Genomic DNA, 24,944 nt, shown 5'->3' on the forward strand with positions numbered 1-24,944 from the left:
ATGACCTGGGAATATGCGCTAATTGGGTTAGTCGTCGGTATCATTATTGGTGCTGTAGCCATGCGTTTTGGTAATCGTAAATTACGCCAACAGCAGGCATTGCAGTACGAACTGGAAAAAAATAAAGCTGAGCTGGAAGAGTACCGCGAAGAGCTGGTGAGCCACTTTGCCCGCAGCGCTGAATTGCTGGATAACATGGCGGACGATTATCGTCAGATCTACCAGCATATGGCGAAAAGCTCCAGCAACCTGCTGCCGGGTATGTCGCCAGAAAACAACCCGTTCCGTAATCGTCTGGCAGAGTCCGAAGCAGGCAACGATCAGGCGCCGGTTCAGATGCCGCGTGACTATTCTGAAGGGGCATCAGGCCTGCTGCGTAGCGGCGCAAAGCGCGACTAACCGCACATCGTTAAGAAATTTATTGGGCGCAGCAATTGCGCCCTCCGCTTCTCTTCCCGTCCCAGCTATTATTTAGTCGTTAGCCTCATTGTGACCAAACCGAAAATTCAATAACATCAAACTGTTTTGAATCATCTTCCGTTTACTCAAGGTACGAGAGCAGGATCCATGAAAAAACAAACCCAGCTGTTGAGTGCATTAGCGTTAAGTGTCGGGTTAACTCTCTCGGCGCCATTCCCGGCCGCAGCGTCAATTCCCGGCCAGGTTCCCGGTCAGGCTGCGCTTCCCAGCCTCGCCCCGATGCTGGAGAAAGTGTTACCTGCCGTGGTGAGCGTAAGGGTCGAAGGCACCGCCACTCAGGGACAGAAAGTCCCGGAAGAGTTCAAAAAGTTTTTTGGTGATGAACTTCCCGATCAACCTTCTCAACCGTTTGAAGGGCTGGGTTCAGGGGTCATTATTGATGCTGCCAAAGGCTACGTCCTGACCAATAACCACGTCATTAACCAGGCGCAAAAAATCAGCGTTCAGCTTAATGATGGCCGTGAGTTCGACGCTAAGCTTATCGGCAGCGACGATCAGAGCGATATCGCTCTGCTGCAAATTCAACATCCCAGCAACCTGACACAAATTGCCATTGCCGACTCCGATAAACTCCGCGTGGGTGATTTCGCGGTGGCCGTGGGGAACCCGTTTGGTTTGGGGCAAACAGCCACCTCCGGCATCGTATCGGCGTTGGGTCGCAGCGGGTTGAACCTGGAAGGTCTGGAGAACTTTATTCAGACCGACGCCTCCATCAACCGGGGCAACTCCGGCGGCGCGCTGCTTAACCTCAACGGTGAGCTGATTGGAATTAACACCGCGATTCTGGCCCCGGGCGGCGGCAGTATCGGCATTGGCTTTGCAATCCCGAGCAACATGGCGCGCACGCTGGCGCAGCAGCTGATGCAGTTTGGTGAAATTAAACGTGGCCTGTTGGGCATTAAAGGTACCGAAATGACCTCCGACATCGCCAAAGCGTTCAAACTGGACGTGCAGCGCGGCGCGTTTGTCAGCGAGGTTCTGCCTAACTCCGGTTCCGCAAAAGCAGGAGTAAAGTCCGGCGACGTCATTACCAGTCTCAACGGCAAACCGCTCAACAGCTTCGCCGAACTGCGTTCACGCATTGCGACAACCGAACCAGGGACCAAAGTCAAACTGGGTCTGCTGCGTAACGGTAAACCGCTGGAGGTTGAAGTCACCCTGGATACCAGTACATCATCGTCCGCCAGTGCGGAGATGATTGCACCTGCGTTACAAGGGGCTACGCTCAGCGATGGTCAGCTAAAAGACGGCACCAAAGGCATCAAAATTGATAACGTTGAAAAAAGCAGTCCAGCCGCGCAGGCCGGTCTGCATAAAGATGACGTTATTATTGGCGTTAACCGCGATCGCGTAAACTCGATCGCCGAAATGCGCAAAGTGCTGGAAGCGAAACCGTCGATCATTGCTCTGCAGGTGGTTCGCGGAAACGAAACTATCTACCTGCTCCTGCGTTAACGCCTGCAACCGGACATCAGCCCCCCGTGTGATGTCCGGTAAACTCGTGATATGCTGCTGCCGTTCCCTTTATTAATGACGCCGCCATCATGTTTGTGAAGCTTTTACGTTCGGTCGCGATTGGTTTAATCGTCGGCGCTATTCTGCTGGCCGCGATGCCCTCTCTGCGCAAAATAAATACACTTACCGCACCGCAGTTCGACAGTGCAGATGAAACACCCGCCAGCTATAACCCGGCGGTTCGCCGTGCAGCGCCTGCCGTCGTGAACGTTTATAACCGCAGTATGAACAGTACCGCGCACAACCAGCTTGAGATCCGCACGCTCGGCTCAGGCGTTATCATGGATCAGCGCGGCTATATCATTACCAATAAGCACGTCATTAATGATGCCGACCAAATCATCGTCGCACTGCAGGATGGACGTGTATTTGAAGCACTGCTCGTGGGTTCTGATACGTTAACCGACCTTGCGGTGCTGAAAATCAACGCCACTGGCGGCCTGCCGACAATCCCAATTAATAATAAACGCGTGCCGCACATCGGCGATGTGGTTCTCGCCATTGGTAACCCGTACAACCTTGGGCAAACCATCACTCAGGGGATTATCAGCGCCACCGGCCGTATTGGCCTGAACCCGACTGGGCGGCAAAACTTCCTGCAAACCGATGCCTCCATCAACCACGGTAACTCTGGCGGCGCGTTGGTTAACTCGCTGGGCGAGTTAATGGGTATTAACACGCTGTCATTTGATAAGAGCAACGATGGCGAAACCCCGGAAGGGATCGGCTTTGCCATTCCGTTTCAGTTGGCGACTAAAATCATGGATAAGCTGATTCGTGACGGGCGCGTGATTCGTGGCTACATCGGCATCAGCGGTCGTGAAATTGCCCCACTGCACGCTCAGGGTGGCGGAATGGATCAAATTCAGGGGATTGTGGTTAACGAAGTAGCGCCGGACGGTCCGGCAGCGCAGGCGGGCATTCAGGTTAACGATCTGATTATCTCGGTCAATAACAAACCGGCGGTATCTGCGCTGGAAACGATGGACCAGGTGGCAGAGATTCGCCCTGGTTCGGTTATCTCCGTCGTCGTGATGCGTGATGACAAACAGCTGACGCTGCAGGTGACGATTCAGGAATACCCTGCGACAAACTGACGTTAGCGCCGGATAACGTACTTTATCCGGCTATAAAAGTGTGGTGCATAAAAAAACCGGAGCCAGGCTCCGGTTTTTTATTTTCTGGCCGTTCGTTACTTAACGAACTCTTCGCCCAAAGTGATATCTTTCTTCAGCGTATCCAGCATACCTTCCAGCGCAGCTTGTTCAAACGCGCTCAGCTTGCCGATAGACTGACGTTCTTCTACGCCGTTTTTGCCCAGCAGCAGCGGCTGAGAGAAGAAGCGAGCATACTGACCGTCGCCTTCAACGTAAGCACATTCAACCACGCCTTTTTCGCCGCTCAGTGCGCGAACCAGTGACAGGCCGAAACGAGCTGCAGCCTGACCCATAGACAGGGTTGCAGATCCGCCACCAGCTTTAGCTTCCACAACTTCAGTACCCGCATTCTGGATACGTTTGGTCAGGTCAGCGGCTTCTTGCTCGGTGAAGCTTACGCCAGGAATTTGTGACAGCAGCGGCAGAATGGTCACGCCAGAGTGGCCGCCAATAACCGGGACTTCAACGTCGCCAGGCTGCTTGCCTTTCAGTTCCGCAACAAAGGTGTTGGAGCGGATGATGTCCAGCGTGGTCACGCCAAACAGTTTGTTCTTATCGTATACGCCTGCTTTTTTCAGCACTTCTGCAGCGATAGCGACGGTCGTGTTTACCGGGTTGGTGATGATACCGATACACGCTTTCGGACAGGTTTTAGCAACCTGCTGCACCAGGTTCTTCACGATACCCGCGTTGACGTTGAACAGGTCGGAACGATCCATACCCGGTTTACGTGCGACACCCGCAGAGATCAGTACCACATCAGCACCTTCCAGTGCAGGGGTAGCGTCTTCACCGCTGAAGCCTTTGATTTTCACAGCAGTAGGGATATGGCTCAAATCAACGGCCACACCAGGCGTTACTGGAGCGATGTCGTACAGGGAGAGTTCTGAACCTGAAGGCAGTTGGGTTTTTAACAGTAATGCTAGCGCCTGACCGATACCACCAGCAGCGCCGAGGACTGCAACTTTCATCCTAAACTCCTTATTATATTGATAAGCAAAGTGTCTATTGCTCCGCGGCGGCGACCTTAATTCACAAATCCAACGAATACAACAACCACGCGTCAAGAATGCGTAGTCACGCAAATTTGGCTTTTATGCATTTAACTTACGTAAAATAAAACCTAAGTTACGTAATTCAAAACCACCCGCACAGTAGAGCAACTTTCCAACAGGTGCTGACAATATACCCTACCCACCTCTCAAAACAACATCAATTTGATAACATTTAATTTACTTTTAAGCTTATTTGCGAGCCGTGACACAGGCATGTTTCTTGATAACGAAATTTGATAAAATTCCGCTCTTTCATAACATTATTTCAGCCTTGAACAAGGCAGACTGTTTGCATAAAAATTCATCTGTATGCACAATAATGTTGTTTCTACCGCCATATTACGGGTGACTTATGCGAAGCTCGGCAAAACAAGAAGAATTAGTAAAGGCGTTTAAAGCGCTGCTTAAAGAAGAAAAGTTCAGCTCTCAGGGCGAAATCGTCCTCGCGTTGCAGGATCAGGGCTTTGATAATATCAATCAGTCCAAGGTTTCTCGCATGCTGACCAAGTTTGGCGCCGTGCGTACCCGCAATGCGAAAATGGAAATGGTGTACTGCCTGCCGGCAGAGTTAGGAGTACCTACTACCTCCAGCCCGCTGAAAAATCTGGTACTGGATATCGACTATAACGATGCGGTCGTGGTTATTCATACCAGCCCTGGCGCTGCTCAGTTGATCGCACGTCTGCTGGATTCATTGGGTAAAGCGGAAGGTATTCTGGGTACGATTGCCGGTGACGATACCATCTTCACCACCCCAGCTAAGGGCTTTACGGTAAAAGATTTGTACGAAGCCATTCTGGAACTGTTCGAACAAGAGCTGTAATGTCTCCTCCCCGTCGCTTCGCGGCGGGGAAAAACCTCTGATTTCTCCCTCCTCCCTCTACTTTCCACTGTCATTCATTTAACAAATGGTGCGTTTAACCGTCAAAAGTCATTCACGCAGTGAATGTGCATGTTCAAAAGCGCACATTTTGCAAAATTTTATATCTGCATGATTTTATTGCATTTACTCAACAATCGGCGTTTATAACTCTCTTTTTAATTCCATTTTGTTATAAAAAATATTTTTCTTAACACTTAATACGCCGGGAAACAATTAGCGTGGTATTAATTTATCGCGTGATTAGTGTATACTTGATTTTGTGATGAGGGTCACGAAACGCAGACCCCTATAAAAGAATTCGACGAGGTAAATATCATGAAAATCAAAACTACTATTGCAACCTTAAGCCTTCTTTCTGTTCTCTCTTTCGGCGCAAGCGCCGCGGTTACTCAGGTGAACTCACAAGAAGCACAGAACCTGCAATCCATGGGCAGCATCTCCGTATCTCAGATCGGTAGCTCACCAATGGATATGCGTCAGGCCATCGCCGCTAAAGCTGAAAAAGCGGGCGCCAGCAGCTATCGCGTCACCGAACTCCGTGAAGGCGCTCACTGGCACGCAACTGCAGAACTCTACAAATAAACCCTCGTCGTCTAAGTCCGACGACTTGCCCCCGCCTGCCGGGGGCTTTTTTATGCCTTACGTTGAGTGGCGAACGTTAAAGCGCAGCTGTCCTTCCAGCTCTTCTTCCGCTTCATCGAACAGTAAAATCAGCGCGCCGTATCGCCTGCGCAGCTTGTCCGGTAAATGGACAAATTCAATCTCCAGCGGCAGCGGTAAAACTTCCCCGATAACCACCTCCCACAGAGAATCTAAATCAACCACCTTTTCCCGGGCGAGACCGAACGTGCGCGTAAACTCGCGATAGAAATCACCCTGGTCTTCTATCTCGTCAAAATCAAATGTATAGATGTTCATCTATAGCCACCATCCCGACGCCAGCCACTCTACAGACCGCCCATATACAGGGGTCTCTCGTATTTTCAGCTAAGTATAGCCATAAAAAAACCGACGCTTTTAGCGTCGGTTTTCAACTCTTAATTACTGACCAGCGCATGCTGGTATTTATGCAGCATCCCACTGAGCCGTTTTACCGGTTCGGTCACCTGCGGTGGAGCTTGCCAGATGATTAATTTTTCCTGGTAGATATCAAGCTCCTCCAGCAACTGGCTAAAATAGCGTCGGCGCTTGTCGTCGTTTCCTGCGGAAATCACGCGATCGGCAGTACGGCGAAGCTGGCGGTGGAATGCGGATAAATCCTCGTTCACCGGTACCGGCGCATCGCGCAGGCGCTGATGTGCGATGATCATTGTCAGCGCCAGGCGAAACTTCGGCAGATCGCCAGGAAATTTGTTCATCAATAAAAACAGCTGCTGATAAAGCGCCGGGAGGTGGTTTTCTTTACGACGTACCACGTTGGTGGTCATTGCTGAAACCGCCGCCGAGACAAACTGGTTGAGCAACACACGCCCCGTTCTGTCACGAGAGTTATCGCGCACCAACATAATGACAATAAACGCCAGCACACAGCCAACAATCTGCCCCAACGCACTGTCAAGGAACTGGCTAAAGTGGAAGGTCATCGGGTTATCCAGCACAATGATATTAATGGTGCTGGCCAGCGCTCCCATCGAACCCAGTCGTCGTTTCTGTACCTCAATCCCCAGAAAGAATCCCAGCACCGCCAGGCTCAGGCACAGTAACAGCATACTTTGCTGCGTATTGGGGATAATCACCAGGAAATAGAGCGCCCCAAGCGGTAACGCCGCCAACGTACCGTAAATAAAGTCTATCGCCACCATGCGAGGATTGGGCAAACGCATTGCCAGCGAGGTGACAACCGCAATCATCACCATTGCGCCGCTGCCAGAGGTCCAGCCGGTCCACAGCCAGAATAAGGTTCCCAGCACACAAGAAAGCGTAGTGCGCCAGAAGTTGACCATTGCATGATGGCGCTCGGCAGACTCCACTTTCACCACCGGCTCGCCTTGCAGGATCTCTTCTTCCGTAGCGCTAATCTTGGTATTACTCACCACACCGCGTTTGAGCAGCAGGTAGCGTGTCGCGGCGCCTGCCCAACTATATATCGTAACCGGCGTTTCGCGCTCGCCGGTCCAGGCAATCACACGACGCATCCGCTTCAGCTGTTTATGGACATCCTGCACCGTTTCAACCGGTGTATCGAACAACTCGCGGAAGGTGTCAGTGATCAGTTCCGGTCGGGTGTTCTGAATAAGATAGGTTTCGCAGGACTGCGTGATAAGCGTGAGCGACAACGTGTTCAATGCTTTCAGTCTGCGGTTAGCGCGCACCCAGCGTGAGGACTCCATGTTCAGGTTACTGCGCATACCTTCCAGCGCCGCCGTACGCCTGACTAAATCGCCCCAGGCTTTGTCCACTTCCTCACTGTCGCCATGCTTTATGCACAACTGCATAAGCTGATACTGCGCCACCAGCAGACTGTCCAGTTCAACATCAATCTCTTGTTTCACCGAACGGGGCGAAAAGAGCAGATCGGCCACAATGGCGCAGACAATCCCCATCACAATTTCACTACAGCGTTCGAGCGCAAATTGTGGCGTCAGCAGCGGTTCAGCCTGGATGGTAATGACGATGATCAGCGCCGTATAGCCCGAAAGTCCCCATGCGTAGGAGTTTTCGATCTTCACTAGCGATGAGATCCAGGTACAAAACCCGGCCCAGATACAACACACCAGGATCATCAATAACGGGGCGCGGATCATGCTGATGATAATGATCAGTGCGGCAATACAGCCAATAAATGTCCCGACAATACGCAGCATGCCGCGATAGCGGATAGCGCCTGAATAAGGTTCTCCGCCGGCGGCAAAAGCCGGGCCCGCCGCCACAATGGCTGCGGTCAGCACCGCCCAGCGCGGGGTCTCAAGTTGGAAGTGAAAACCAACGAACAGCGCCAGTACAATCGCGCACGCCAGTTTTACCGCAAAGCGGATATGCTGGTTGGCAATGGAGAAAATACCCATCGCGATTAACCAAACTCGCGCAGGCGGTGCGCCATTTTACGGAAGAAGGATTCCTGGCTTGCATCGCGATCTCGCTTGCCGGTAATAACGACGGTAGCCGTAGTCCCGGCAGGCCACAGGGTTCCCTGCTGCTCATCAAGACGAATTCGCACCGGTACACGCTGTGCCAGACGCACCCATTCAAGATTGGAATCAATGGTTGCCATACCCTTTGCATCCCGCGTGCTGCTGGCATTCGTTACGCCAGCCGCCACGCTATCAACGGTGCCCTTCAGTACATTATTACTGCCAAGCGGGGTGATCTCGGCGCGATATCCAGGGCGAACGCCTTCCAGTTTGGTTTCTTCCATATAGGCCAGCACATAGAAAGAATGCTGTTTGACCAACGCCACCGCCGTGGAGCCACGCGTAATAAATTCGCCGCTATAGACATTCAGGTTAGTCACCCAGCCATCTGCTGGCGCGCGAATCACGGTACGTTCCAGATCTAATTTTGCCAGATCGCGGGTCGCCTGCGCCTTCGCAAGCTGGTGTAATACGGTTTGCAGGACGTTGTTTGACTGGTCAATCTCTTCACGAGACATGGCCTGTACGCCCAGCCGGTTACGACGACTGGCCTCCTGGCGTTTTTCCTGCGCCAGAACCTGGTAATAAGAGACATCAGCTTCAGCCTGCTCAAGGGCTTTTTTATAACGAGGCTGATCGATAGTGAACAGGATCTGATCCTTTTTCACCAGTTGGTTATCATGGATGTTAACGTTGGTAATAAGACCCGCCACGTCCGGCGCAATGGCAACGACATCGGCGCTGAATCGGGCGTCACGCGTCCACGGCGACTCGGTGTAGAACACCCATGCGCGGAAAATGGCAATGAAGGCCAGAATGACCAGTACGAGAGTCGTGGCCGTACGGGAGAGTTTTTTTGTTAGTGTTTTCACTTCAACCTCAAACGAACAGGCGCGTTATTAAATAGAACAGACAGCAATACAGCGCGGTGTTAAACAGAGCCGGATGCCAGACAAAATCATAGATGCCAGTCGGAACCAGTACCCGGCGCACCAGCCAGAAAATCGCCAGTGACAAAAGTAATTCGAAAAAAATCGGTGGGAAGGACAGACCAAACACCACGATAACGGGAAACAGACTCATGTTGACCTTGGTAGCTTAAGAGAGTGCAGATGATAGATTTTCTAGCGTATGTCACCGCAGAGAAGGGCAAGGATGAGCCAGGCGAGAGCGACATAGCTGTTATTTGAATAATAATATATTAACGTAACTGTTATGCTGTTATCTATATTATGTGATCTAAATCACTTTTAAGCCAGAGTGAACAATGGAACGATTAAAACGTATGTCGGTGTTTGCCAAAGTTGTCGAACTGGGCTCCTTCACCGCCGCCGCAAGACAGCTACAAATGAGCGTATCATCGATAAGCCAGACGGTCTCTAAACTGGAAGATGAGCTACAGGTCAAGCTGCTAAACCGCAGCACACGCAGCATTGGGCTAACCGAAGCTGGAAAAATTTATTATCAGGGCTGCCGCCGAATGCTGCACGAAGCACAGGATGTTCACGAGCAGCTTTATGCCTTTAACAACACCCCCATCGGCACCCTGCGCATTGGCTGTTCTTCAACCATGGCACAAAATGTCCTCGCTGGGTTGACCTCAAAGATGCTGAAAGAGTATCCAGGATTGACCGTAAATCTGGTAACCGGCATCCCGGCACCGGATTTAATCGCCGATGGTCTGGACGTGGTTATTCGCGTCGGCGCGTTGCAGGACTCCAGCCTGTTTTCACGTCGCCTGGGTGCTATGCCGATGGTGGTCTGCGCCGCTAAAAGCTATCTCGCGCAGTTTGGCGTCCCGGAGAAGCCCGCCGATCTCAGCAACCACTCGTGGCTGGAGTACAGCGTGCGCCCGGATAATGAGTTCGAGCTTATTGCTCCGGAGGGGATCTCTACCCGGCTGATCCCAGAGGGGCGATTCGTGACTAACGATCCGATGACGCTGGTTCGCTGGCTGGCCGCAGGCGCGGGGATCGCCTATGTGCCGTTGATGTGGGTGATCAATGAGATCAATCGTGGCGAAGTGGAGATCCTGCTTCCCCGCTATCAGTCGGATCCGCGTCCGGTCTATGCGCTGTATACCGAAAAAGACAAACTGCCGCTCAAGGTCCAGGTGGTGATTAACTACCTGTCGGATTATTTTGTCGATGTGGTCGGCGTTTTTCAGGGCGTCCGAGGATGACGAAAGGAATAATTAAAACATCCCGAGAAGAATATTTCTCATGAATATTTCCTGGATTGTCCTCTGACAATTCAGAATTCACTCCAGCACCCTATCAAAAATAGATAATTGACACCACCGCCACTCACCATTTACCGTGTAAGTGGCCTGACATACAGGCAGTTATTTTATTGTTAGCAGCATGAATAATAATATATTTTTCAGGATGTCTTAAAGCAAGGATCAGAAATGAATCTATTTGAACAAACACAACCTTCGCGCAGGCGCTACGGGCTCGCCGCGTTTATTGGCTTGATTGCAGGGATCGTCTCCTCTTTCGTCAAATGGGGAGCAGAGGTTCCCCTTCCTCCACGCAGCCCTACTGATTTATTCACCGGCGCATGTGGACCGGAACAATTAATAAGAGCAGCCAGCCAGATTGATTGCTCACGCAACTTCTTAAATCCTCCCTATATATTTTTACGCGACTGGTTGGGCGTTGTCGATCCTAACGCCGCTGTATATACATTTGCCGGGCATATATTTAACTGGGTTGGCGTGACGCATATTATTTTCTCTATCGTCTTTGCCGTAGGTTATTGCATCGTTGCAGAAGTCTTCCCTAAAATTAAGCTTTGGCAGGGTTTGCTGGCTGGCGCGTTAGCTCAGCTTTTTGTCCATATGATCTCGTTCCCGCTGATGGGGCTGACGCCTCCGCTCTTTGAACTGCCGTGGTACGAGCACGTATCTGAAATCGCAGGGCATCTTATCTGGTTCTGGTCGATCGAAATTATTCGTCGTGATTTGCGTAACCGCATCACTCACGAACCAGACCCTGAAATTCCGCTGGGCAATATACGCTAAAAAAAATGGCGCTACCCAAGAGTAGCGCCATTTTTATACCCTTTCAGTTCAGGCGGTGCCACCTACGGTCAGGTTATCCACCTTCAGCGTCGGCTGGCCCACGCCCACCGGCAAGCTCTGCCCTTCTTTACCGCAAACGCCAACCCCGTTATCCAGTTTCAGGTCGTTACCCACCATCGAAATTTGCTGCATCGCTTCGATACCGGAGCCAATCAGCGTTGCGCCTTTCACCGGTTTGGTCACTTTACCGTTTTCAATCAGATACGCTTCGGACGTCGAGAATACGAATTTCCCGGAGGTGATATCCACCTGGCCGCCACCGAAGTTAGGCGCATAAATACCGTATTCAACGGATTCGATGATTTCCTGCGGCGTGGATTTCCCCGGCAGCATATAGGTGTTGGTCATGCGCGGCATCGGCAGGTGCGCGTAAGATTCACGGCGACCATTACCCGTTGGCGCCACGCCCATCAGACGCGCATTCAGTTTGTCTTGCATGTAGCCTTTCAGAATGCCGTTTTCGATCAGCACGTTGTACTGACCCGGCGTACCTTCGTCATCGATAGCCACGGAACCACGACGATCCGCCATTGTGCCATCATCCACAACGGTACACAGTTCTGACGCTACCAGCTCACCCATATGACCGCTGAATACCGAGGTGCCACGACGGTTAAAGTCACCTTCCAGACCATGACCGACCGCTTCATGCAGCAAAACGCCAGGCCAGCCAGCGCCGAGTACCACCGGCAGCGTACCCGCAGGGGCTGCAACTGCAGACAGATTGACTAACGCCATGCGTACGGCCTCTTTTGCCCACGCGTCGGCACGAACCTCACCATCAAGGTCACCAAGGAAATAGTCATAGCCAAAACGACCACCGCCGCCGCTGGCGCCGCGCTCACGCTTACCATCCTCTTCGACCTGTACGCTTACGGACAGGCGTACCAGCGGGCGGACGTCAGCGGCCAGCGTACCGTCAGTCGCTGCCACCAGGATCAGTTCATAAACACCGGTCAGGCTGGCGGTCACTTCCTGGACGCGTTTGTCGGCGGCGCGGGCCACGCTGTCTACGCGGCGCAGAATATCCAGTTTCTCTTCACGGCTCATGCTCTGTAACGGATCAACCGAAGTGTAAAGCGCCTGATGCTCTACCGCCCCCAGCGTTTTTACTTTGCCGTCACCGTTATCACGAACGATAGTTCGCGCGGCATGGGCGCTTTGCTCCAGCGCCAGCAGGCTAATCTGGTCTGCATAAGCAAACCCTGTTTTTTCGCCGCTGATGGCGCGCACGCCAACGCCCTGATCGATATTGTAAGAACCGTCTTTAATGATGCGGTCTTCTAAAACCCAGGATTCGTGATAGCTCGACTGAAAATAGAGATCGCCGTAATCAAGACGGCGTTCGGCCAGTTGGCCCAGAATGGCAAACAGATCCTGATGTTTCAGGCCATTCGCCGCTAGCAATTGTTCACTTACCAGGTTCAGACTCATCGTTTTGGTACTCATTAGTTTCTGTTGTAGGCCTGATAAGACGCGCCAGCGTCGCCATCAGGCACTTCAATGCCGGATGGCGGCGTGAACGCCTTTTCCGGCCTACGGACTGCGGTAGAAGATCACTGTACTGAGATTGGGGCAATTACTCGCCCCCGTCAAATCATTGCTGGCTTTCTTTGCGCGGCTGACGCAGAACTTCGTTAATCTGCGGCTTATCGACCGGACCGGTGATGCGATAACGCAGAATCGAGACTTTGCTCCACAGCGGTCCCAGAACCTTACTGGCGGCAAACACCGCCGCACCCACAATCGGGTTGACGGCAAACGCGGCGGCAACCCCTACGGTAGCTGAGATTTCTGGTGCGACGATGGCTTCCATATCCAGTTCCCGGCGCACCAGGTTCACTGAGCCTTTCATCGCAATGTCGGCTTCCAGACCGTCCACCAGCGTGTCATCGGTATGCATCACGCCATCTTTGATCCACGCCGTGCTGCGAATCGAGTCGAAATAGAAGCCTTCACTGAAGGTGTCGCTGAAATCAAAACGCAGTTTACGCAACAACGCATCAAAGCTCAGCAGGCGTAATAGCTGCCCCGCATGTCCGGTACTGAGTTCGGTTATCTCACCTTTACCCAACCGGGCACGCAAAATGCCATTCAGCGAGGCTTCATCTGGCTCCCACGGCGGGTTACGCCAGTGCAGATCGTACTCCACGTTGAACGAAGAATTGCGAATCGGCGTTGATACGCCAAAGAAGCCGGCCGCGGAGTCAATTTTACTGCCGCTCAGTTTACCTTTCAGCGACGTCCGCTCCTTGCCCGGCGTATTCACCCATACGCCGTCGGTGGTCAGTCTGGCAAAACCGGTATCCAACAGACCGTTATTCAAGGTGAGCGTGTCGCCTTTAATCGCCACATCGGCGTCAATGCGCCCGTATTTCTGTCCCCACATCCAGCATTCTGCACAGCGTAGCTGAAGGTCCGGCCAGCCACGGAAGCTGACGTTGTCGATGGCGGAGAACGGCGAGGCAGGCGTGCTATTCGGTGACGGTTTTGCCGCGCTTGGGTTGTAATAAAGATACTTAATATTGGCCAGCCACGGCGCATTATTGCGCATCGCCAGCGTGGCGTTAATTTCACGACCCTGCGCCTGCACGATGGAACCGTTGCTCGCAGGCTCAGAGACGATACTCAAATTATTCCACTGCTGACCACCCAGGGATAACGATGGCGTCCGCACCGTGATCCGTTGAGGGAAGTTGGCGTTGGTACCAACATTATCTGCAGCGCCTTTCTGGAACAACGCCAGCCACTGCGCGCCATCCATAGGGGGAAGGTTAAGCTCAATGCCTTGCTGATCGGGTAACGCGGGCACGGTGCGGCTTTCCGACGTCCAGATTGCGCGGTCAAGCGTCAGTTTCTGATTCAGTAGCCAGCGGCTGTTAAAGTGATTCTTACTGCCAGCGTTGCCGGTCAGATCAAAGCTGCGCAGATTGCCCCTGGCCTTAACGTTCACCGGCAACGCCTCACCGGTAGCTTTATTCAGCGGAGCAGGTAAGTGACTACTTACATTCTTCAGGTCGCCCTTTAGCTCAATGTCGTAGGTCGGCCCGGCATGATACGGAAGATCGATTCCCACTTTGCCATTCCACGCCATGCTTCCGCTCAACGCGTCGTTGACCTGCGCCGGTAAAATCCCCATGTGGGTTGGCTGCCAGTCACCTTGTAGATTCACGGCGACCTGGTAGGCTTTCGCTCCTTCGGTCGTAGAAAAGTCGACGTTCAGCGGCTGATTAAACCAGTTCGCCGTCATCGGCTCACTTTGCAGATCGCCGTTGATAAAGCTGAATTTGCCGTTCAAATTCTTCAGCGTGCTGTCGAGCGGTTTAATAAACAAGCTGTTATTACGCAGGTTGACGTCGCCTTTAGCGGTAACCAGCGAGCCGTCCAGCGGAATATCAAGATGTAAGCGAGCATTCACATCGCCGTCAATTTGCAACTGCTCGAGCGTGGCGCCGAGAGAATCCTTTAATGGCGTCTCATCAAAATAAGGTCCGACCGCCTTGCCCGGCCCGTTGATATCGGCATCAATCAGCAGTTTTTCTTTTGCATAGTCGGGGATGTTGGCCGTCAGATTACTGGCCTTCACACCACCCAGATTAACGCTATCCGTCTTCATCCACAGACCGTCGTTAATGAAGTTCAGTTCAATATTGAGGTCAGTCAGCGCGGGCCAGTCGGGCTGGAAAGCAAACTTCGCATTGCGAAGCGGCACCAGGACCTGAAACTGCCCTTCATTATGGAGATAGGGGAACAAATGTGGGTTGCCGCCATACACCAGCGTGGCGTTATCCGCTTCGCCGCCCTGAATAGCGCCACTGAGATAGTCAACCAGCTCTTTGCCCATCAGGTTTTCCGGGAAATAACGCCAGGCCTGAGAGCCATCGTCGGTGCTGATGCCTGCCAGAATGCCCAACCATGGCTCATCACCGACGGGCTGCAGATAGCGAAAACCGCCGCGCGCGCGTACCGCTTTCGCTTTAACATCGATGTTGCGTCCATCTAACTGAAAGCCTTTATCATTTTTCAGCCAGCTTAGCGTCGCCACGCCGCTCTCTATTTCCAGCGGTGCGCGAAAGACGGTTTCATACGGCATTTTGGCTTGCTGCATGGAAGCGGTTAGCGCCCCATCTTCCACGCTTCCCGCAAGCGTACCGGAGAAGTGTTCTGCCCCTGGCAGCAGCTTCCACTGTTTCCAGGCCAGATCGGTCCACGAGGACTGGAAGCGGGTTTTTTCTGTCGCCTGTAACGGGATATCCAGCGCCAGCACATCTATCTTGCCGCTCGGCTGCGTAGCTCGCCAGATATCCCCCAGCGCAGGCGATAGCCTGGATGCCATCGGACGCAGCCCTTCTAACCCGGCCAGATCCAGATTGCTGGCACGAATGCGAAGCTCGTCGCTGCGTTTGTTATTCTCACCACCGACTTCCTGTTCTGGTATCCAGGCCAGCGTTAACGCCCCGCTCGGCCAGGGTTTATCATCCATGGTGATACGGGTATCGGGAATAGAGAATTGCCAGCCCGGCCCTTCATGGCTGATGTGCGCCGTCAGATTATCGACGGCGAGCGTGTGCGTACGATTTTCACCCAGCCAGCTTGCCCCGCCTTTTTTCAGCCAGACATCGCCGCCGGAAACCACGCCTTTGCTGATCGTCATCCATGCTTCCAGGCTAAAACGCGCGGTCTGCAGCGCAACGTTATCCTGCATCCATTTATTCAGCCACGGCTTGACGTCGATGTCGTCGGCCTGAAGCCAGACCCGACCGTTATTCAATAGTCCGTTGTCGTCACGCAGATCCATACGCACCTGCATAACGCCGTGCTGCCCGGTCAGACTGGAGAGACTGACCTGCCCCTCAGCGCGATGCCGGTTTTTACCGTTCAGCCAGGTAAGCTGTGGGATCGCCAGTTCAGCACGCTGGCCTGAGAGGGTTAAAAAGCTAATCTGACTGTCGCGCAGATCGAAATGATCAAACTGGCGCAGGAAGAGATCGCTGAGGTGATCGGCTTCAATTCCATCACCGCTTTCGCTGCGCTGGATGGGGGTATTGGTGCGCAGTTGTAACTGCCAGAAGGTGAGATCACGAAACTGCCAGCGCATGTGTAGCAAGCTTTGCCAGACATCCAGCGCTAACGTGACGCGCTTGACCGAAAATTCCCCACCGTCTTTCAGCTGCGCATGGATATCGCGCGCTTCAAGCGTAGGACCGAAATTTTGCCAGTTAGCGGAAAGTTGGCTGGCGGAAACGGGCAGGCCGGTGGCGGATTCAATCTTGCCAAGGATCGCCGGGCGCCAGCTATCAAGATGAGGTAGCGCAAGGCGCAGTCCACTGACCAGCAGCGCTGCGATGACAACGAATGCGGCTCCAGTGAGCAGTAATATCCCCGGCAATCGCCTCACGCGCCTCTCCTTGTCTACCAAAAAATGTGACTCACAAAACCGTCTTGCCGGATGGCGGCGTGAACGCCTTCTCCGGCCTGCAAAGTATCGCCATTTGGCGTCTACCAGGCCAGATTACATCATAACGACGTCGAACTGCTCCTGGTTATACAGCGGTTCAATTTGTACTTTGACCTGTTTGCCGACAAAGATTTCGACTTCCGCCAGCGCATGTGACTCTTCACCTTTCAGGGTCTCAGCTACTGCCGGTGAAGCATAGACCAGGAAACGATCGGAATCATATGCATGGTGTACCCGCACGATTTCGCGCATGATTTCATAGCATACTGTTTCCACCGTTTTCACCGTACCACGCCCGTGGCAGGTCGGACACTCGTTGCACAGCACATGCTCCACGCTTTCACGCGTGCGTTTGCGCGTCATCTCTACCAGACCCAGCTGTGAAAAACCGTTGATACTGGTTTTAACGCGATCCTTGCTCAGAGCCTGTTCCAGAGAGTGCAGCACCCGGCGACGGTGATCTTCATTATTCATGTCGATAAAATCGATAATGATAATGCCGCCGAGGTTTCGCAGACGCAGCTGACGAGCGATAGCCTGCGTTGCTTCAATATTAGTATTAAAGATAGTGTCGTCGAGATTACGATGCCCAACAAACGCGCCGGTGTTGATATCGACGGTGGTCATCGCTTCGGTTTGATCGATGATCAGATAACCGCCGGACTTCAGCTCTACTTTGCGTTCCAGCGCGCGCTGGATTTCATTCTCAACGTCAAAGAGATCAAATATGGGCTGGCGTCCGCTGTAATGTTCCAGCTTGCTGGTCATCTCGGGGATATATTCCGCCGTAAATTCCAGTAACGCTTCATAGGTCAAACGGGAGTCGACGCGGATCCGGTCAAGCTGCGCATCGGCAAAATCACGCAACACGCGCTGCGCCAGCGCCAGTTCGCCATACATCTGATAGCGCGTTTGCGGGCGCTTTTTACGCTCCATGACTTTCGTCCAGACGCGCTTCAGGTAGGCAGCATCCGAGGCCAGATCCTCTTCACAGACGCCTTCCGCCGCGGTACGAATAATGAATCCGCCCTGCTCATCGCAGTAATCCGCTACCACTTTTTTAAGACGCTCGCGTTCGGTTTCGCTTTCGATACGTTGGGACACGCCAACATGCGAAGCACCCGGCATAAAGACGAGATAACGGGAAGGAAGCGTGATGTCCGTCGTCAGACGTGCGCCCTTAGTACCCAACGGATCTTTTACCACCTGCACCATGAGATCCTGGCCCTGGCGCACCAGTTCAGATATGTCGCGCACGGTGAACTGTTTTTGTTCTTCACCCGCCACACATTCAGTGTGCGGCATGATGTCTGAAGCGTGAAGAAATGCGGCTTTATCCAGCCCAATATCTACAAAAGCCGCCTGCATACCCGGAAGTACACGACTTACACGACCTTTGTAGATATTGCCTACGATTCCGCGTCGCGCCTCACGTTCAATATGAATTTCCTGCAGAATACCGCCATCAATGTAAGCCACCCGAGTTTCCGATGGCGTTACGTTTACCAACAATTCAGCCGTCATGTTTATCCCTTTTCTCACGCAGTGCGTTAAAATTGGTCAGCAACTCATACGTTTCTACCAGCGGTAAGCCGACTACGGCGTGATAGCTGCCATTTATCTTCCTGACAAAACAGCCACCCAACCCTTGAATACCGTATGCACCTGCTTTATCCATTGGTTCACCGCTGGCAACATAGCCCGCGATGTCCTCATCGGTTAGTGCTCTGAACGTCACTTCCGTCACCACCAGACAGTCCAGACTGTGCTGGCGGTCGGCCAATGCCACAGCGGTCATGACCTGATGCGTTTTGCCCGACAGTTTGCGCAGCATGGCTGCGGCATGAGCGGCGTCGCGGGGTTTTTCCAGCACTTCGCCATTAAGGATAACAATGGTATCCGCCCCCAATACTGGCAAATCGCGCTGGGCCATCGCCACACCAGCCTGCGCTTTTTCACACGCCAGACGCGAAACGTACTGCTGCGCGCTTTCCTGCGGGTGCCGCTGCTCTTCAATCCCAGGCACCAGTCGTTCAAAAGTAACACCAAGCTGAGCGAGCAGCTCCTGACGACGTGGAGAACCTGAAGCAAGATACAGAGTATTCATATCAACCTTATTGCACCGCAAACTGCTGACGGACTTTACGCATCAGTAAGAATAGCCATGGCCAAAGCACACCATTCACTACACTACTCCAGAACACTTCGGGTCTGAAAGAGACATTGATCACTAAAAACTCGGCCCAGAAAACAATAATATCCACGACCAGTGATAACAACATGACCACCAACGCCTGCTGCCAGAGCGCGAGGTTGCGGAATAGCTGGAATTTCAGCGCGACCAGATAAGCAATGATACTCATAGACAATGCGCGCACGCCAAGCGTGGAGCCGCTGATGAGATCCAGTATGGCACCCACCACAAACCCTGTACCCACATTTACGCGATGCGGCAGCGCCAGGATCCAGTACAACAAGATGAGCAGCACCCAGTTTGGCCGGAAAACCAGAATGTCGTCCGGCCAGGGCATGACCTGCAGCAACAGTGCAATAAGGAACGAGAGCCAAATCACCCAACGTCCCTGGCTACGATAGCTTGCCACTTACTGTCCTCCCGGCTTACGCGGAGCAGGTTGTGGCGGCGTGGTATCCGCAGGCGCTGGAGTTACGCCTGTTGCGGGAGCTGGCACTGGCGCAGGCGGCCCCATGGTATCTGGTGCAGGCAGAACTTGCGGCATCATTTGCATCAGACGTTCATTGGCAACGCGGTGCACTTCTTCTGGCGTCATCGGATTTGCGCCATTACGATCGGCGCCCCACAACAGCAGCAGATAGCGCAGACGTTGCAGACCCGCGGTCGGGCGTGCCTGAATCACAGTATAAGCGCGCTGAGTATCCAGCTTAACGGAAGAAACAACAGCAACCGGATAACCCTCAGGGAAACGGCCACCCAGGCCCGAGGTAACCAGCACATCGCCAACGCGAATGTCGGTATTGGCCGGCAGGTGTTCGAGCTGAAGATCGTCGGTGCAACCGTTACCGGCAGCGATCACGCGAATATCGTTACGCAGTACCTGAATAGGCAACGCATGTGTTGCATCGCAAATCAGCAGCACACGGCTGGTCAGTTTAGCCACCGCAACGACCTGACCGACTACGCCTTTGTCGCTAATAACTGGCTGACCTTCGTAGACGCCGTTAACGCTCCCTTTGTCGATAACCACCTGATCGCTGTAAGGGTCATTAACCGTTGAGATGACCTGCGTCACCATCTTTTGTTCGTCCTGGCGCAGCGGCGATCCCAGCAGCTCACGCAAACGCGCGTTCTCCTGTTTATATTGCCCCAGCATCAGCAGTTCGCTATTTTTCAGCAGCAGTTCCTGACGCAACGCCCGGTTTTCAAGTTCGAGTTGGTCACGCGAAGCCAGCGTTTGCGAAACGCCGTCGAGTAATTCACGGGGACCATTTGAGATAAAGTAGAAAGGACTGACGGCGGTATCCATGTACGTTCGGATTTGACTGAACGTCCCCAGGCGGCTGTCGGCAATAATAACGCCGAGCGCCACCAGCACCGCCAGAATAAGGCGAATCTGTAGCGACGGGCCACGGCTAAAAATTGGCTTCATAGTCTATGCGTATTCTCGTATCAGAGCGGAAGGGTAACCCGCTGGCTACCCTACCTGCATCCGATTACTCTTCGCTGAACAGGTCGCCGCCGTGCATATCGATCATTTCCAGTGCCTTGCCGCCACCACGCGCCACGCAGGTCAGCGGATCTTCAGCAACAACAACTGGAATACCGGTTTCTTCCATTAACAGACGGTCAAGATTACGCAGCAGCGCGCCGCCACCGGTCAGTACCATGCCGCGTTCGGAGATGTCAGACGCCAGCTCTGGCGGGCACTGTTCCAGTGCAACCATGACTGCGCTCACAATACCGGTCAGCGGTTCCTGCAGAGCTTCCAGAATCTCGTTGGAGTTCAGGGTAAAGCCGCGCGGAACACCTTCAGCCAGGTTACGACCGCGAACTTCAATTTCGCGCACTTCGTCACCCGGATAAGCGGAACCGATCTCGTGTTTGATACGTTCTGCGGTAGCTTCACCGATCAGAGAACCGTAGTTACGACGAACATAATTAATGATCGCTTCGTCGAAGCGGTCGCCGCCAATACGTACAGAAGAAGAGTAAACCACGCCGTTCAGAGAGATAACGGCAACTTCAGTAGTACCACCACCGATATCCACAACCATAGAACCGGTTGCTTCAGAAACTGGCAAACCCGCACCGATCGCAGCCGCCATCGGCTCTTCAATCAGGAAGACTTCACGGGCGCCTGCACCCTGAGCGGATTCACGGATCGCACGGCGCTCAACCTGAGTTGCTCCAACCGGTACACACACCAGTACGCGCGGGCTTGGGCGCATGAAGCTATTGCTGTGCACTTGTTTGATAAAGTGCTGGAGCATTTTTTCAGTCACGAAGAAGTCAGCGATAACGCCGTCTTTCATTGGGCGAATTGCAGCGATATTGCCCGGTGTACGACCCAGCATCTGCTTCGCATCATGACCTACTGCAGCCACGCTTTTCGGCGAACCGGCACGATCCTGACGAATGGCCACAACAGAAGGCTCATTCAATACGATGCCTTGTCCTTTTACATAAATAAGGGTATTCGCGGTACCCAGGTCAATGGACAGGTCATTGGAAAACATGCCACGAAATTTTTTCAACATACTAAGGGATAATCCTGAAAGCTGGGGCGGAAAACAAAATCCGCTTACTTTACCAACCACACGCAGCAGCGACAAGGCGCAAAAATCATCTGCTACGGTGAAAATTAGTGCAGTTCGTTTCCTTTGTTACAAAACCGGCCTGAGTCCATCAGGGCTGAATAAATCAGCAGCATTCCTCGCTTTTGTTTGCAACCTGTCAAAGGTCATTCACCTGCATGTTTGCTGTTACAACCTGGCGAGCAGACAAGCACACCCCCAGAAGGCACAGCGCGCGTTATTCTACGTGAAAACAAATTAAACGGCAGGTTAAACCGAGTATCTTTGCGAATATTTTTTCACGTTAGTGTCAAGTGGCTGTGATGCGGCAAAAAAATCCCCTTGCCCACCCGCAACTCCGCGTTCCGTCAGCGTATGCCACTCGCTACGCGAACGAACGCCCGTGGCGTAAACCTGCGTTGGTGTTCCAGAACAGGCTTCCACCAGGCTTTGAACCAGGAGCTGGTTTTCAGTCCGCTTTTCAATATTCCTCACCAGGCTTGGATGGAGCTTCAATAACTCAACGTTGAGCTCTTTGATCCAACTGGTGCTCACCAGCGTTAAACCCGCCTGCGTAACGGCAATTCGCACACCCAGCGCATTCATCAATCTGATGACAGGCTGTAACCGGCTGATATGTTGACAGACATCTGCCTCCGCAAGTTCAATAATTATGCGTTTGCGTAATGATTTTTCGCACTGCATCAGCGTATCACGTAGCCAGCGCTGAAAACGTGGGCGAATTAGCGATTCAACCGTTGTCTGCATCGCCAGGTTTTCCTGCGGCCAGTAGCCCAACAGTAGGATCAGACGGCTGATTTGCAGGCGGTCATACTCTTCAGCCAGGCCAAACTGCAGCACCATCGGCATATATTCCGCCGAGATGACCTCTTCGCTGCCATCAAAAATACGGCACATCAGCTCCCGATGGTGTACCCGACCTTCGCGCGTTACCGCAGGCTTTTGATAAATTCTTGGTCCGCCCCGGCTGAGCATCTGTTCGATCAGCGTTCGCCAGCGTACGTTTCCCCGCCCTTTTTCCGGCAGTGAGTCATCATAGACCGACCAACTGTTTCCGCCCTGCAATACCGAATTCCGCGTAGCCGCTTCGGCGTGATCCATTACTTGTTCCGTCGACTGTCCGCTGCGGCAAACGCAAATACCGATATGAACCATATCGGCACGATCGATCATTTTATTAGCCGGAAGCGCATCTACCGCTTTTAATAATTGCCCGGCGATGCTTTCCGCCTCCTTCAGCGTGCGGTGTGGCAGCAGGATGGCAAAATCGCTACGGTGGTAGCGTGCCAGCAACGCGCCCGGATAGCGCGTCATGAAAGTCGACAACAAATTAATTAATGTCGAAATTTGTTCTTCCGCGAGGGTGATTCCCCAGCTATCGCGCAGCAGAGTAAAGTCCGGCAGACGCACCATCATCACGACGCCATGCGATCCCACTTTTTCCTGATCTTCCAGCAGCGTTGCCAGTTGGTTATCAAAGAACAGGCGGTTGCTCAGTCCGGTTTTTGTATCCTGCGCCACATAGGAGCGAATCAGCGTATCGAGGCGGCTGCGTTGTTCGCGAGCATTTTGAATTTCGGTCAGTAACATATCGAGTGCGCTACTGGCACGCGCTGGCCATTCATAGACTGTTCCCCGCACGTTCGGTCCACGTTCGCCATTCAGAATGCGCGTGGAACGAATCTCCAGCAGTTCCTGACCTGAAAGTTGACGCTGAAGCCAGCGCACCGACAAAAAGAGCATCAGTATAATGAAAGCAATCGCCAGCGTGAGTGGCGCGGTGGTCATCAGCGAATGGAAATAGTTGCCCATCGGATCCTGATAAACCAGACGCAGCGACATGCCAGGATGTTTGACCAGCGGAACGGTGATGTCACGATACAGATTGTTCGTCCCCGCCGGGCGATAACTGCTGGTACGGGAGTGGTCATACACCACGTTTTCGCCCTGTAGCAGTTCAACGCGCACGATATCAGCAGAAACCATCAGTTCATCTATTTGCGGGGTTAACGCCACAACATCGCGGGAAACAAGGTGCGTATCAATTGCCGTCGCCACCGCCTGAACACGGGTAGTGAACTTATATTGAATCGCGTTATAGAAACTCAGCGAGCAGCCGATCAGAGTCACGAAGATCGTTAACCCAGTAAGCAGCGTGACAAAAGCTGAAAATTTCGTCGTTAATCGCATCCTTGTGTTAACTCCGACAGTTATGAAACGGGCATGAAAGTGATATAGCGACCCAAAAATGCAAAACTGAACGCAAAATCCGTCCATTTATACAAACAGTGTGGGCATACTACCAAATCAGGTATATCTGGCAATTTATTGCGCAGAATCGGCATCATGTTTTGATTAGCGAGTATAGTCTTCATTAATAATTTTCCAATCCACTATACGAATTGAGGACAGGTTATGCAGGCTTTGATCTTAGAACAGCAGGACGGAAAAACCCTCGCATCCGTTCAACCCCTCGACGAAAATCAGCTACCTGAAGGCGATGTGACGGTGGATGTCCACTGGTCGAGCCTGAACTATAAAGACGCTCTGGCTATCACTGGCAAGGGTAAAATCATTCGTAATTTTCCGATGATTCCTGGTATCGATTTCGCCGGTACCGTGCGTGCAAGCGAAGATCCCCGTTTTCATGCGGGTCAGGAAGTGTTACTGACCGGTTGGGGCGTGGGTGAAAATCATTGGGGTGGACTGGCAGAACGCGCACGCGTGAAAGGCGACTGGCTGGTTGCCCTGCCAAAAGGACTGGATGGGCGTAAAGCCATGGTCATCGGCACCGCCGGCTTTACCGCTATGCTGTGCGTAATGGCGCTTGAGGATGCAGGTATTCGCCCGCAAGACGGTGAAATTGTCGTCACCGGCGCCAGCGGCGGCGTGGGCAGCACAGCCGTTGCGTTACTGCATAAGCTGGGTTATCAGGTTGCGGCGGTTTCGGGCCGTGAAAGTACCCACGACTACCTGAAGAGCCTGGGCGCCAGCCGTATTCTTGGTCGCGATGAGTTTGCAGAATCACGCCCGCTGGAAAAACAGCTGTGGGCTGGCGCGGTTGATACCGTTGGCGACAAAGTCCTGGCAAAAGTTCTGGCGCAGATGAACTACGGCGGCTGCGTTGCCGCCTGCGGCCTGGCTGGCGGTTTCGCTCTGCCAACCACGGTGATGCCATTCATTCTGCGTAACGTTCGTTTGCAAGGAGTGGACTCGGTGATGACCCCGCCAGCACGCCGGGCAGAGGCCTGGGCGCGTCTGGTTAAGGATCTGCCGGAATCTTTCTATGCTCAGGCCGCCACGGAGATTACGCTGGCGGATGCGCCGAAGTTCGCCGATGCCATCATCAATAACCAGGTGCAAGGCCGTACGCTGGTGAAGGTGAAGTAACTGGCGCTGGCGCAGATATTTACACTTAATTAACGAAATTTCGCGGCATATCTCCAGAC

Annotated in this window: 22 protein-coding genes; 9 read left to right on the forward strand and 13 right to left on the reverse strand. The window is 53.0% G+C overall.

Going from position 1 to position 24,944, the window contains the following annotated elements:
• The 3 genes from LA337_21060 to degS all read left to right on the forward strand — a co-directional run bounded on the left by LA337_21060 (window position 1) and on the right by degS (window position 3,092).
• The gene (locus tag LA337_21060) at window positions 1–399 is read left to right on the forward strand and encodes a DUF1043 family protein (protein ID UBI15617.1); all 399 of its coding nucleotides are present in this window, start codon (window positions 1–3) and stop codon (window positions 397–399) included.
• A gap of 168 nt (window positions 400–567) precedes the next feature.
• On the forward strand, window positions 568–1,935 hold the full coding sequence (gene degQ, locus LA337_21065) for a serine endoprotease DegQ (protein ID UBI15618.1): 1,368 nt from the start codon (window positions 568–570) through the stop codon (window positions 1,933–1,935).
• Between the two features lie 89 nt (window positions 1,936–2,024).
• Window positions 2,025–3,092, forward strand: coding sequence for an outer membrane-stress sensor serine endopeptidase DegS (degS, locus tag LA337_21070; GenBank protein ID UBI15619.1), 1,068 nt, complete (start codon window positions 2,025–2,027; stop codon window positions 3,090–3,092).
• 95 nt (window positions 3,093–3,187) lie between these two features.
• Here degS and mdh read toward each other — a convergent pair whose 3' ends face one another.
• Complete coding sequence (gene mdh / locus LA337_21075; GenBank protein ID UBI15620.1) at window positions 3,188–4,123, reverse strand: malate dehydrogenase; 936 nt, start codon at window positions 4,121–4,123, stop codon at window positions 3,188–3,190.
• Window positions 4,124–4,559: 436 nt separating this feature from the next.
• Here mdh and argR point away from each other — a divergent pair, with 436 nt between their 5' ends.
• Window positions 4,560–5,030, forward strand: coding sequence for a transcriptional regulator ArgR (gene argR, locus LA337_21080; GenBank protein ID UBI15621.1), 471 nt, complete (start codon window positions 4,560–4,562; stop codon window positions 5,028–5,030).
• Between the two features lie 375 nt (window positions 5,031–5,405).
• A complete protein-coding gene (gene yhcN / locus LA337_21085) occupies window positions 5,406–5,672 on the forward strand; it encodes a peroxide/acid stress response protein YhcN (protein UBI15622.1) in 267 nt (88 codons plus the stop codon).
• Between the two features lie 57 nt (window positions 5,673–5,729).
• On the opposite strand, the gene LA337_21090 is transcribed toward yhcN, so the two are convergent.
• The 4 genes from LA337_21090 to LA337_21105 all read right to left on the reverse strand — a co-directional run bounded on the left by LA337_21090 (window position 5,730) and on the right by LA337_21105 (window position 9,244).
• A complete protein-coding gene (locus LA337_21090) occupies window positions 5,730–6,008 on the reverse strand; it encodes a hypothetical protein (protein UBI15623.1) in 279 nt (92 codons plus the stop codon).
• A gap of 119 nt (window positions 6,009–6,127) precedes the next feature.
• Window positions 6,128–8,095: a p-hydroxybenzoic acid efflux pump subunit AaeB gene (gene aaeB / locus LA337_21095; protein UBI15624.1), complete on the reverse strand. Its 1,968-nt coding sequence runs from the start codon at window positions 8,093–8,095 to the stop codon at window positions 6,128–6,130.
• A gap of 5 nt (window positions 8,096–8,100) precedes the next feature.
• A complete protein-coding gene (gene aaeA, locus LA337_21100; GenBank protein ID UBI15625.1) occupies window positions 8,101–9,033 on the reverse strand; it encodes a p-hydroxybenzoic acid efflux pump subunit AaeA in 933 nt (310 codons plus the stop codon).
• A gap of 7 nt (window positions 9,034–9,040) precedes the next feature.
• Window positions 9,041–9,244: an AaeX family protein gene (locus tag LA337_21105; GenBank protein UBI15626.1), complete on the reverse strand. Its 204-nt coding sequence runs from the start codon at window positions 9,242–9,244 to the stop codon at window positions 9,041–9,043.
• Window positions 9,245–9,428: 184 nt separating this feature from the next.
• Between LA337_21105 and aaeR the strand changes: the two genes are divergently transcribed.
• Together aaeR and LA337_21115 are read left to right on the forward strand one after the other, a co-directional pair.
• Window positions 9,429–10,343: an HTH-type transcriptional activator AaeR gene (aaeR, locus tag LA337_21110; GenBank protein ID UBI15627.1), complete on the forward strand. Its 915-nt coding sequence runs from the start codon at window positions 9,429–9,431 to the stop codon at window positions 10,341–10,343.
• Between the two features lie 228 nt (window positions 10,344–10,571).
• Entirely contained in the window at window positions 10,572–11,186 is a 615-nt protein-coding gene (locus tag LA337_21115; protein ID UBI15628.1) for a YagU family protein, read from the forward strand.
• A gap of 48 nt (window positions 11,187–11,234) precedes the next feature.
• On the opposite strand, the gene tldD is transcribed toward LA337_21115, so the two are convergent.
• The 7 genes from tldD to mreB all read right to left on the reverse strand — a co-directional run bounded on the left by tldD (window position 11,235) and on the right by mreB (window position 21,438).
• Entirely contained in the window at window positions 11,235–12,680 is a 1,446-nt protein-coding gene (gene tldD / locus LA337_21120; protein ID UBI18530.1) for a metalloprotease TldD, read from the reverse strand.
• 163 nt (window positions 12,681–12,843) lie between these two features.
• Complete coding sequence (yhdP, locus tag LA337_21125) at window positions 12,844–16,644, reverse strand: AsmA2 domain-containing protein YhdP (protein ID UBI15629.1); 3,801 nt, start codon at window positions 16,642–16,644, stop codon at window positions 12,844–12,846.
• Window positions 16,645–16,758: 114 nt separating this feature from the next.
• Complete coding sequence (gene rng / locus LA337_21130; protein ID UBI15630.1) at window positions 16,759–18,228, reverse strand: ribonuclease G; 1,470 nt, start codon at window positions 18,226–18,228, stop codon at window positions 16,759–16,761.
• Complete coding sequence (locus tag LA337_21135) at window positions 18,218–18,811, reverse strand: Maf-like protein (protein ID UBI15631.1); 594 nt, start codon at window positions 18,809–18,811, stop codon at window positions 18,218–18,220. Before LA337_21135 ends, rng begins: the two co-directional genes overlap by 11 nt.
• A 7-nt stretch (window positions 18,812–18,818) precedes the next feature.
• Entirely contained in the window at window positions 18,819–19,307 is a 489-nt protein-coding gene (gene mreD / locus LA337_21140; GenBank protein ID UBI15632.1) for a rod shape-determining protein MreD, read from the reverse strand.
• Window positions 19,308–20,330 carry a rod shape-determining protein MreC gene (gene mreC / locus LA337_21145; GenBank protein UBI15633.1) on the reverse strand — a complete coding sequence of 341 codons (1,023 nt, stop codon included), beginning with the start codon at window positions 20,328–20,330 and terminating at the stop codon, window positions 19,308–19,310.
• A 64-nt stretch (window positions 20,331–20,394) separates the two neighbouring features.
• Window positions 20,395–21,438 carry a rod shape-determining protein MreB gene (gene mreB / locus LA337_21150; protein UBI15634.1) on the reverse strand — a complete coding sequence of 348 codons (1,044 nt, stop codon included), beginning with the start codon at window positions 21,436–21,438 and terminating at the stop codon, window positions 20,395–20,397.
• Here mreB and LA337_21155 point away from each other — a divergent pair.
• Window positions 21,416–21,736, forward strand: a complete 321-nt coding sequence (locus tag LA337_21155; GenBank protein UBI15635.1) for a hypothetical protein — start codon at window positions 21,416–21,418, stop codon at window positions 21,734–21,736. The genes mreB and LA337_21155 overlap by 23 nt on opposite strands.
• Window positions 21,737–21,744: 8 nt before the next feature.
• Here LA337_21155 and csrD read toward each other — a convergent pair whose 3' ends face one another.
• The gene (gene csrD / locus LA337_21160) at window positions 21,745–23,685 is read right to left on the reverse strand and encodes an RNase E specificity factor CsrD (GenBank protein ID UBI15636.1); all 1,941 of its coding nucleotides are present in this window, start codon (window positions 23,683–23,685) and stop codon (window positions 21,745–21,747) included.
• A gap of 225 nt (window positions 23,686–23,910) precedes the next feature.
• On the opposite strand from csrD, the gene LA337_21165 reads away from it, so the two are divergent.
• A complete protein-coding gene (locus LA337_21165) occupies window positions 23,911–24,885 on the forward strand; it encodes an oxidoreductase (GenBank protein UBI15637.1) in 975 nt (324 codons plus the stop codon).
• Window positions 24,886–24,944: the final 59 nt, after the last annotated feature.

The organism is Citrobacter europaeus (assembly GCA_020099315.1).
Lineage (GTDB): Bacteria > Pseudomonadota > Gammaproteobacteria > Enterobacterales > Enterobacteriaceae > Citrobacter > Citrobacter europaeus.